The organism is Brevundimonas sp. UBA7534, from assembly GCF_002479325.1.
In the GTDB taxonomy this organism is placed as follows: domain Bacteria; phylum Pseudomonadota; class Alphaproteobacteria; order Caulobacterales; family Caulobacteraceae; genus Brevundimonas.
Window position 1 is genome coordinate 1 of the sequence record NZ_DLMO01000138.1, and the last position, 10,019, is coordinate 10,019.

The following is a 10,019-nucleotide window of genomic DNA, read 5'->3' on the forward strand; positions in this document are numbered from 1 at the left end:
GACGGTGATCTCCAGCTCGCCCCGCGCGGAGGGTTTCAGCCCCCTGGCGATGTCGACCACCTCGGCGTCGTAGAAATAGAGCCCCGTCACCGCCCAGTTCGAACGGGGCCGGGCGGGCTTCTCCTCGATGGAGCGGGCGCGCATCGCCTCGTCGAACTCGACCACGCCGTACCGCTCTGGATCGTTGACGTGGTAGGCGAAGATGGTCGCCCCGTCCGGTCGAGCCAGCGCCGGCGCGAACAGGTCGGCGATGCCGTGACCGTAGAAGATGTTGTCGCCAAGGATCAGCGCCGACGGCTGATCGCCGACAAAGTCTGCGCCGATCAGATAGGCTTGGGCCAATCCGCCCGGTTCGGGCTGGACCGCATAGCGGATCTCGATCCCCCATCGCGAACCGTCGCCCAGCAGCGCTTCGAACAGAGGCGTGTCGCGCGGCGTGGAGACGACCAGCACCTCGCGCACGCCGGCCAGCATCAGGGTCGACAGCGGATAGTAGATCATCGGCTTGTCGTAGACCGGCATCAGTTGCTTGGAGACGGCCAGCGTCATCGGATGCAGCCGCGTGCCCGAGCCGCCGGCCAGGATGATCCCCTTCATGCGCCCGTCCCCCTCAGTCGTTCGGCCACGATCTCCGCGACCGCCTCGTCCCAGGGTCGCGGCCGGACGCCATAGTCGCGCGTGATTCGCTCTGCCGCCAGTCGCGTGTCGGCCGGCCGCCGCGCCGGGGTCGGATATTCCCGCGTCGGGATGGGTCGCACCTCGGCGTAGGGACCGCCCAGGGCGCGACTGGCGTCCAGCACCGCCCGCGCCAGCTCCGCCCAGGTCGCCCGCCCCGCCCCGGCGAAATGCAGCAGCCCTCCGGGCGCGGCCGGGTCGTCCAGCCGCCGCAGCAGCACCGCCTGCACCGCCCGCGCGACGTCCGACGCCGCCGTCGGGCGCCCCGTCTGGTCGTCGACGACCTGGATCGCGTCGCGTTCGCGCGCCAGCCGCAGCATAGTCTTCAGGAAGTTGCTTCCATCCGGTCCGACGATCCACGAGGTCCGCATCACCGTCGCCTCGGGCAGGGCGGCCAGCACCGCCCGTTCGCCCGCCAGCTTGGACGCGCCATAGACGTTGAGCGGCGCCGGGGCGTCGTCTTCCGCATAGGGACGACCCGCCCGGCCGTCGAAGACATAGTCGGTCGACAGATGGATCAGCACCGCGCCCGCCGACGCGGCGGCCTCGGCCGCCACCCCCGGCGCCGCGCCGTTGACGGCGAAGGCGGCGTCGCGCTCGCCCTCGGCACGGTCCACGGCGGTGTAGGCGGCGGCGTTGATTACGGCGGCGTATCCGCCCAGGCCGATCCGGCGACGCACCGCCTCGGCGTCGGTGATGTCCAGTTCCGTGCGGGCTGGGGCATCCAATCGGACATCAGCAGGCCAGGCCAGCCGACCCAGGGCGCGCCCGACCTGCCCCGTTCCGCCCAGGATCAGGACCTTGCGGCTCATGCCGCGCCCAACCGCCCGCCGTTGTAGCGCTCGGCCAGAATCGCGCGCCACCAGGCTTCGTTATCCAGATACCAGCCGACTGTCGCCTCCAGCCCCCGGTCGAAGTCGATCTTGGGCGACCAGCCCAGTTCGTCGCGGATGCGCGAGGCGTCGATGGCGTAGCGGCGGTCGTGGCCCGGCCGGTCCGGCGCGAAGACGATCTGCTCGGCGTAGGACCGCCCGTCGTCACTTGGCCGCATCCGGTCCAGCAGGCGGCAGATCGCTTGGACCACCTCGATGTTGCGCCGCTCGGCGTCGCCGCCAACGTTGTAGGTCCGTCCCGGCGTCCCGCGCAGGAACACCATTTCCAGCGCCCGGGCGTGGTCGTCCACGTGCAGCCAGTCGCGCACCTGTCCCCCGTCGCCATAGACCGGCAACGTCCGACCCTGCAGAGCCCGCGCGATCATCAGCGGGATCAGCTTCTCCGGGAAATGGAACGGGCCGTAGTTGTTCGAGCAGTTGGTCACCAGCACCGGCAGGCCGTAGGTGGCGCCCCACGCCCGCACCAGGTGATCGGCCCCGGCCTTGGACGCCGCATAGGGCGAGCGAGGATCATAGGGCGAGGTCTCGGTGAACCGCCCCGTTTCACCCAACGATCCGAACACCTCGTCGGTTGAGATGTGGTGAAGGCGGAATTCTTCGCGCCCGGCCGCATCCAGACCGCGCCAGTAGGCCAAGGTCTGCTCCAGAACCACCGCCGTGCCCATCACATTGGTCCGCACGAAGGCGCCCGGCCCGTCGATCGAACGGTCCACGTGGGTCTCGGCAGCCAGATGGGCGATGACCTCGGGCCGGAAAGCGGCCAACGCCGCTGCCACGGCCGCCGCGTCGCACACATCGCCCCGGACGAAGGCGTAGCCGGGGCGGCCGTCCAATCCCGCCAGCGCCTCGGGCGAAGCCGCATAGGTCAAGGCGTCATAGACCAGGACCGAATGGCCGCCTCCGGCCATCAGCCGCCGCGCCAGGGCCGAACCGATGAAGCCCGCGCCGCCTGTGATCAGCACCCGCATCAGTTCATCCGCTCGCCAGGCGCGGCCAGCGGCGTGCCGTCATAGGCGAAGGGAGTGTCGAACGCGGTCAGCGGCGGCCAGGCGCGGTCGCGCGCGGACAGCACGGGACCGGTTTCCGGCAGCGGCCAGTCCAGCCCCAGCGTCGGATCGTCCCAAGCCAAGCCCGTCTCGCAATCCGGCGCGTGGACGTCGGAGACCTTGTAGGCCACCTCGGTCGCCTCGCTCAGGGTGACGAAGCCATGCGCGAAACCAACCGGCACGAACAGTTGCTCGGCCCCCTCGGCCGTTAGCCGCGCAGCGGTCCAGCGCCCATAGGTCGGCGAGCCTCGGCGAAGGTCGACCGCATAGTCCAGGATCGCGCCGCGCAGGCAGCGCACAAGCTTGGCCTGGGGGTGAGGCGAGCGTTGCAGATGCAGCCCTCTCACCGTCCCGGCGGCCTGAGAAAAGGACTGGTTGTCCTGCACGAAGCGCGCCTCTATCCCGCACGACGTCGCCCAGGCCTCGGACCAAGTTTCCATGAACCAGCCCCGCGCGTCGCCGTGACGTTTCGGAGCCAGCAGGATCACCGGCCCGTTCGTCGCCCGTCGTCCCGTGGCCGCTTCGCCCATGCGGATCGCCTCCCTGCTGCGCCGAGTTGAACCGGCGCGGACCCTGCCGCCCGACCGTCAGACGTCGCTGATCCGCGACACCTTCACACCGCCAAAGGTCAGCCGACCGTCGAACACGCCTTCCAACGTCAGGATGCGGAACTCGGCAGGCGCAGGCTCGCGCCAGACGTAATCCATCTCGATCTCGAACAGGCCCGGCCTGCCGGGCGTGAACTCCTCGGAATCGTATTCCGTCTGGCCGCCCCAATCGAGACGAAACCGAACGCGGCTGCCCGGCAGGTCGAAACTGAGGCGAAACACCGCCTTCCATCGGCCCGGCGGCATGACGATGTAGGGTCCGTGAATGAGGAAACGCGGACGCCCCGTCAGATCCATCTCGCCGGTCTTTGGCCCCTGGTCCGCGTTGCGCGCATCATAGGTGAAGAAGGACGTACCCCAGGTCACCGCAGCGTCGGGGCTTCCGTATAGCGCCAGACTGCGCGCGAGGTCCGAGGGCGCCCCGGGCTTCGGAGGCGTGACAATCAGACCCGGCGCCAGCTCGATGGGCGCGCCGTTCACATCGTGGGCCCGCACCACCCGCGCGTGCGAGAAAGCCTCCGCACGCGCCATGAACTGGGTCGTATGCGCCAACATCGCAGCACGATGAACGCCGGAAGGAACTCCCTCCACATCGGGCCACGAAGACGCAAGGACGACAGTTGTATTTTGCGGATCGGCCCCAGCGGCCCGCGCGACCTGCGCATCCTGGGTTAGGATCACACTGTCGGGAGCGCCCGCTAAAGGGTTGGCGTCAGCATCCCAATCCACCAGGTGGAGACCGCCCGCCTCGGCGGCGGCGGCGATAGCGCCGCGCCACGCTTCACGCCCTTCGATGGTCGGAAGGATGATCCAATGCGTCTGGGAAGAAGTCGCGCTCACGCCGCCCTCAACCAAGTATAGACTTCAATCGCTTCATTGATGTCGTCGAACATCTTGGCTTTGCCGCTTTCCACGATCAGGGCGCGATCGCAATACTCCGACACATGGTCCATGACGTGGGTCGCCATAAGGAAGGCGCGGTGCGCACGGTGTTCGAACAGTTGTTCGCGACATTTGCGCTGGAAACGGGCGTCGCCGACAGCCACCACTTCGTCCACCAGATAGCAGTCGAACTCGATCGCCAGGGAAAGCCCGAACGCCAAGCGCGCGCGCATGCCGGACGAATACTGTTTGACCGGCTGACGCAGCGCGCCCCGCCCCAGCTCGGCGAAGTCGTCAACACGCGCCAAGGCTTCCTTGAAGTCCCGACCATAGAGCCGCGACAGGAAGCGAATGTTGTCCAGGCCCGACAGACTGCCCTGAAAGCCTCCGCCGAAGCCGATCGGCCACGACGGGCTCATCAGCCAGTCGATGCGACCTGCCGAGGGTCGATCCACCCCGCCCAGCATTCGGATAAGGGTCGATTTGCCTTGGCCGTTGCGGCCCAGGACAGCCATGCGTCCCTCCCGCTTCAACGAGAAGTTCAGCCCCGAGAACAGCGGCCGATGCGCTCCGTGATAGGTCCGGGCCAGATCGGTGACGACCAACCCGACGTCGGCCTCGACAGGCAGGGCTGACATCAGGTTTGTCTGTGCTCGCGCACGCCGGTCCAGATCAGCCAGCCGATGGCGTAGATCAGCAGCAGGCTGACGAACACCGTCAGGATCGCACGCCAGCGGTTGGGCGCTGTGGCCTTCTCGGGCAGGCTGGGACTGACGATGCGCTCGAGGTACAACTTCTGACGTCGCGCCTCCTGTTCAGCGCTGATCTGGGCAGCTGTCGCCTGGGCGAGTTCCTCACCAGCCAGCTCCCGTTGAGCGACCAGTTCCTCATAAGCGCCCAGCTTGGACGCAAGCGAATCCGACGCGCCGGCCAACTTGGCTCGCTCCGCCTCGATCTGGCGCTCGAACGCGTTGATGCGGCTGTCGATAGCCGCCAGTTGGGGGCTGGCCGGCGCCTCGGCGGCGATCTGGGCGCGCTCGGCCCGCAGGTTCGCCACCGTGGTCAGCAGCGAGGCGATCAGGCCCGCCCCCTGGCTCGCGCTGCTTTCGGGATCGACGAACTGCTCGCGGTTACGGAAGGCGGTAAGTTGCTGTTGGGTCGACGCCAGCCGGGTACGAGCCTCGGAGGTCGCTAGCCGCGCCTGCGTCACGGCGTCCTGCGCCTGCCGATCGTTCAGCCGGTTCACCAGCCCCTCGCCGTTGCGTAGCATGGCCTCGTTGATCTGCTGGGCCGCGCGGGGATCGAAGGCTTCGACCCGAAGCACGCTGATGCCCGTCGAGGCGTCATGACCGATGGTCACGAATCGATTGAGGCCCTTCTCCAGGCTCTCGGCCGAACGACCTTCCCAGAAGCGCGGCCAACCGTTGAAGACATCCAACCCACGCGGGTGCAGCAGGTCGGCGAAGTTGAACCGAGTTTCCAGCGCGTCGATCCCGTCGCGCGAGGTGATGTAGTCATGCACGGCGTAGGCGTCGTTGGACGCCGTCAGGCCGACCCCCTGCAAAGCAAGGCCCAGCCCCGTCGCCTGCGGCCGACTATCCGCTGCTGCTCGCACGACGAAGCGGGATTCCGACACATAGCGCGGCGTCGCGATCAGCAGAAAATAGATCGCGGCCAGAAGCGTCGGAACCATCACCACGCTAACAAACGCCAATGGAATGCGTCTGCGCAGGGAGGACCGCGGCGGGCCGCTGATCAGTTCGGGAATGGGCCCGAGGTAATTCAGTTTGGTGTCGCTCATGTCAGGTCCGCAAGGCGAAGGGCGGTCAGGCGGGGCGTCGTCATTGCGTCTCTATCCGGTCCCGGGCGCTGGCGACCAGAAGCAGGCCGCCGATATTCATGATCGCCCCGACCAATAGGGGATAACCGAATTCATAATGGGTTTCGACGAATTCGCCGAACACCCCAGCGCGGATCATCTCGATCGGGTGGGTGAAGGGCACCTTCAGATAAAGATCCTGATACTGCGGAGGCAGCCAGGCGACCATGACGAAGGCGCCGGAGATGGGGATGAGAAGGTAGCTGATCAGGGCCACGAACCTTTCGAAGAACTCGTAGCGCATCGAAATGCCGGCCAGAATCAAGGCGAAGCCCGCGCCGGTCCAGCCCAGGATTACATAGCCTGTGTAAAGCAGGAGATAATCGTGTGGCAGTCCGACTTCGCCAATGGCGAAGAGAATGCCGTAGACGATGAAGAAGGCTGTCCCGCCGCCAAGAATTTCAAGCAGAATCCTGGAGGTGAAGATGTGCACCGGGGTTATTTGGCGATGGTACAGCAAGCCGATGTTCGCCTGCACAGCCCCGTTCATGTACGAGATCAGGTGCCGAAGCAGGATGAGCGACATATAGGCCGTCATCACGAACGGAGCCAGGCGGACCCCGTGTTCGTAGGCCGGCTTGGTGAAGCTCCACAGGATCATGACGCCGAAGCAGAAGACCAGCGGCTCGGCGATCAGCCAGGCGAACCCCAGACCTTCGCGGCCAAAGCGGGTCACCATTTCCCGCTTCATCAAGGCCGACACGATGGTGGCGTTTCGAGTGAAAAAGGCGACCATTCTCTCGCGTGCGGAAGGATGCGGGCGCCGTTCTCGGCCGGGATCTATCGTCCGGTCATGCGCTCGAAGACCGGTCCGGGTCAAGGGCAAGCTCAGCCGACGTCGACCCCGACCTTGGCGTACAGATCGCGCAGCCGCGCCTGATAGGCCTCGGGCGTGAAGCGGGCGGCTTGGCTCAGGCCCCGCACTTCGAAATCAGCCCGCATCGCCTCGTCCGCGTCCAGCGCCTGGATGCCGCGCGTGATGGCCTGAACGTCGTAGGGATCGACCACCACCGCGGCGTCGCCCGCCACCTCGGGCAGGGATCCGCCCGTCGAGGTCAGCACCGCCGTCGACAGGGCCATCGATTCAAGCACCGGCAAGCCGAACCCCTCGTACAGCGACGGAAACAGCGTGGCCCTGGCGCCGCGGATCAGGCTGATCAGCATGGAGAAGGGCATGTACTCATATTGTCGGATGCGGTCGGCGCTGGGTCCGCCGTCGCGCTTGACCTGGTTCAGCAGGGCCGTCTCGCCCTCATCCAGCCAGGCGCGGCCGCCGATGACCACCAGCGGCGTGGTCGAACCCGACGCCAGATAGGCCTCCACGATCCGACCCAGGTTCTTTTTCGGCTCGATGGCGCCAAAGTGCAGGAAATAGTCCTTCCAGCCCAGGTTGAAGACCCCCGAAAGCTCCAGTTCAACCTCGGACTGACTGCGGGCCATCAGCTTCTCGGGAATGCTGACGGCCTGATAGGTGTTGGTGACCCGGTCCTCGGAAACGCCCAGCAGGCGGATGACGTCCTGGCGCGTGGTCTCGGACACCACGGCGATGTGGTCCGCGCGCCGGGCGATGGCGTCGCACATGGCCTTGTAGGTGGCCTTGTCGTCCAGGGTGGTGTGCGGCAGCCGCAGCGGGATCAGGTCGTGGATGGTGTAGATGTTGGGGACCTTGCGAGCGTAGAGGGGCAGGGTCGCGGTCCACTGCATCACGTCCGGCGCCGGCGCATCGGCCGAGACATCGAAATCCACCGGCGTCTCCTTGCCATAGGCGGCGAAGGCCCGGTTGCCGTAGGTGAACAGGTCCTGCGAGGCCCAGAACCGGTCCGCCGCCGGCCGCCCCCCGCCCCGTTCGGGCCAGATCACCTCGCCCGACGGCGTGATCGGATAGGCCTCGCGCCCGAAGCGCGACTTGTAGGTTTCCTGAAAGCGCTGGATCTTGCGCTTGCGGTTCAGCTTCTGCGGCGGGCGCTCGGCGTCCACCAGAGCGGCCTCGTTCAGCACATTGTCCGCCCGGCGCGGCGTCGGCGGCCCGTACAGCACCTCGGTCCCCAGCCCTATGGCGCGCACGTTGTGCAGCAGATTACGGCCGTAGGTGGCGATGCCCGAGCCCTTGGCCAGGGCCAGGTTGAAGCCGTCGATGCAGATGGTGGTCATGGAAATCCGTCAGGGCCTTTGAACCGGCATGGACGACGGATGGCCCCTTCCCGTCAAGGCGCACGGCGCGCGGCGCGGCAACCGACAACCGCCGCGCCCGTTCATGCAGCCATGAACGAGACTGAAATCGACGATCGCGGCCTGGGTCCGCAGCACCCGGTCGACCCGGCCGCGGCCCAGCATCACGACGCCGCCCTGTGTCCCGAATGCGAAGGCTCAGGCGTCCTGGCGTCCGGCGAGACCTGCCCGGTGTGCGAGGGGACGGGTCGGGCCGTGGGCCGCACCGGCGGCGGCTAAGGGCCGCAAGGTGTCCAGAGCCGTTAGAGATTCAACAACGCCGGGTCCCCGCCCTGCGCGGCGATATTGACGCTGATCGCCTTTTCGGACGCATAGCGGATCAGGCTGTTGGGTCCGCCGGCCTTGGGGCCGGTGCCCGACAGGCCCTCGCCGCCGAACGGCTGGACGCCGACGACGGCGCCGGTGATCGAGCGGTTCACATAGACGTTGCCGGCCGGGACCAGGGCGATCACCTCTTCCGCGAAGGCGTCGATGCGGCTGTGCACCCCCAGGGTAAGGCCATAGCCGCGCGCCGCCAGCCGGCCGGCGACCAACTTCAGCTCAGACGGGTCGTAGCGATAGACGTGCAGAATCGGGCCGAACACCTCCTTCTCCAGGAAGTCGGGCGTCGGGATTTCGGCGAGAGTCGGGGCGAACAGATCGCCCTTGTCGGCGCCCGCCGGCAGTTCGGCGCGGGCCAGAACCTTGGCCTCCCGAGCCAGGCGCTCGACATGGGCCTCCAGCGCCTGGCGTGATTCGGCGTCGATCACCGGACCGATGTCGGTGACGGGATCGGACGGATCGCCGACCGTCTGCACCGCCAGAGCGCCCTTCAGCCCTTCGATCAGGGCGTCGGCCGAATCCTTGGGCGCATACAGCACTCGCAGCGCCGAGCAGCGCTGGCCGGCCGAGCCGAAGGCCGAGGCGATCACGTCGTCGATGACCTGTTCCTTCAGGGCCGTGGTGTCGATGAACATGCCGTTCAGCCCGCCAGTCTCGGCGATGAAGGGGATGATGGCGCCCGGGCGCGCCGCGATGGCCCGGTTGATGGCGCCGGCCGTGTCCGTGCCGCCGGTGAAGGCCACGCCGTCGATCCCAGGGTGGCCGACCAGCTGGGCGCCGACCGTCTCGCCGCGTCCAGGAACCAGGGCCAGCAGGTCCGCGTCCAGACCGGCCTTGTGATAAAGCCGCACGGCCTCGGCGGCGATCAGCGGCGTCTGCTCGGCCGGCTTGGCCAGCACCGCGTTGCCGGCGGCCAGGGCGGCGGCGATCTGGCCGGTGAAGATGGCCAGCGGGAAGTTCCACGGGCTGATGCAGGCGAACACGCCGCGACCGTGCAAGATCAGCTGGTTCGTTTCGCCGGTCGGCCCCCTCAGCGTCTCGGGCGCGGCAAAATCCCGCTCGGCCAGCAGGGCGTAGTAGCGGCAGAAGTCGGCGGCCTCGCGCACCTCGGCCACGCCGTCGTTCAGCGTCTTGCCGGCCTCGCGGCTGAGCAGGGCGACCAACCGGTCCATCTCGGCTTCCAGGGCGTCGGCCATGCCCCGCAGGACGACGCCGCGCTTGGCGCCGCCCTGACGATCCCAACGGATCTGGGCCTTGGTCGCGGCTTCGACGGCGGCGTCGACGTCGGCCTCGGTCGCCTCCGAGACATGGCCCAGCACCTGGGACCGGTCGAACGGATTGGTCACCGTCTGCGCATCGACCCCGGCGCGCAGCTTGCCGCTCACGATCGGGCCGGCGGTCAGCGTTTCGCGATCCACGCCTTCCAGGGCGCGCGCGTGCGCCTCGCGGACGGCGGCCTGGGAATAGTCGCGGCCGAGGGAGTTCT

General features: G+C 67.6%; 11 protein-coding genes. 1 reads left to right on the forward strand and 10 read right to left on the reverse strand.

Features of this window, described 5'->3' with window-relative positions; genetic code table 11:
* From B2U11_RS11325 to B2U11_RS11365, 9 genes are all read right to left on the reverse strand, one after another.
* On the reverse strand, positions 1–597 hold a 597-nt coding region (locus B2U11_RS11325), incomplete at its 3' end, for a sugar nucleotidyltransferase (protein ID WP_292071834.1).
* A complete protein-coding gene (gene rfbD / locus B2U11_RS11330) occupies positions 594–1,487 on the reverse strand; it encodes a dTDP-4-dehydrorhamnose reductase (protein ID WP_292071835.1) in 894 nt (297 codons plus the stop codon). The genes rfbD and B2U11_RS11325, both read right to left, overlap by 4 nt.
* A complete protein-coding gene (gene rfbB, locus B2U11_RS11335; RefSeq protein WP_292071836.1) occupies positions 1,484–2,536 on the reverse strand; it encodes a dTDP-glucose 4,6-dehydratase in 1,053 nt (350 codons plus the stop codon). Before rfbB ends, rfbD begins: the two co-directional genes overlap by 4 nt.
* Positions 2,536–3,144, reverse strand: coding sequence for a dTDP-4-dehydrorhamnose 3,5-epimerase (gene rfbC / locus B2U11_RS11340; protein WP_292071837.1), 609 nt, complete (start codon positions 3,142–3,144; stop codon positions 2,536–2,538). The genes rfbB and rfbC overlap by 1 nt, the downstream gene beginning before the upstream one ends.
* 57 nt (positions 3,145–3,201) lie before the next feature.
* Positions 3,202–4,077: a hypothetical protein gene (locus tag B2U11_RS11345; RefSeq protein WP_292071838.1), complete on the reverse strand. Its 876-nt coding sequence runs from the start codon at positions 4,075–4,077 to the stop codon at positions 3,202–3,204.
* Positions 4,059–4,742, reverse strand: a complete 684-nt coding sequence (locus B2U11_RS11350; protein ID WP_292071839.1) for an ABC transporter ATP-binding protein — start codon at positions 4,740–4,742, stop codon at positions 4,059–4,061. The genes B2U11_RS11345 and B2U11_RS11350 overlap by 19 nt, the downstream gene beginning before the upstream one ends.
* Positions 4,742–5,905, reverse strand: a complete 1,164-nt coding sequence (locus B2U11_RS11355; RefSeq protein WP_292071840.1) for a chain-length determining protein — start codon at positions 5,903–5,905, stop codon at positions 4,742–4,744. The genes B2U11_RS11350 and B2U11_RS11355 overlap by 1 nt, the downstream gene beginning before the upstream one ends.
* A gap of 40 nt (positions 5,906–5,945) precedes the next feature.
* Positions 5,946–6,719, reverse strand: coding sequence for an ABC transporter permease (locus B2U11_RS11360; protein WP_292071841.1), 774 nt, complete (start codon positions 6,717–6,719; stop codon positions 5,946–5,948).
* A gap of 92 nt (positions 6,720–6,811) precedes the next feature.
* The gene (locus B2U11_RS11365; protein ID WP_292071842.1) at positions 6,812–8,134 is read right to left on the reverse strand and encodes a glycosyltransferase family 4 protein; all 1,323 of its coding nucleotides are present in this window, start codon (positions 8,132–8,134) and stop codon (positions 6,812–6,814) included.
* A 111-nt stretch (positions 8,135–8,245) separates the two neighbouring features.
* On the opposite strand from B2U11_RS11365, the gene B2U11_RS11370 reads away from it, so the two are divergent.
* Entirely contained in the window at positions 8,246–8,431 is a 186-nt protein-coding gene (locus tag B2U11_RS11370; RefSeq protein ID WP_292071843.1) for a hypothetical protein, read from the forward strand.
* A gap of 23 nt (positions 8,432–8,454) precedes the next feature.
* Here the strand turns inward: B2U11_RS11370 and B2U11_RS11375 are convergent.
* The coding region (locus B2U11_RS11375; RefSeq protein WP_292071844.1) for an L-glutamate gamma-semialdehyde dehydrogenase at positions 8,455–10,019 on the reverse strand (1,565 nt) is incomplete at its 5' end.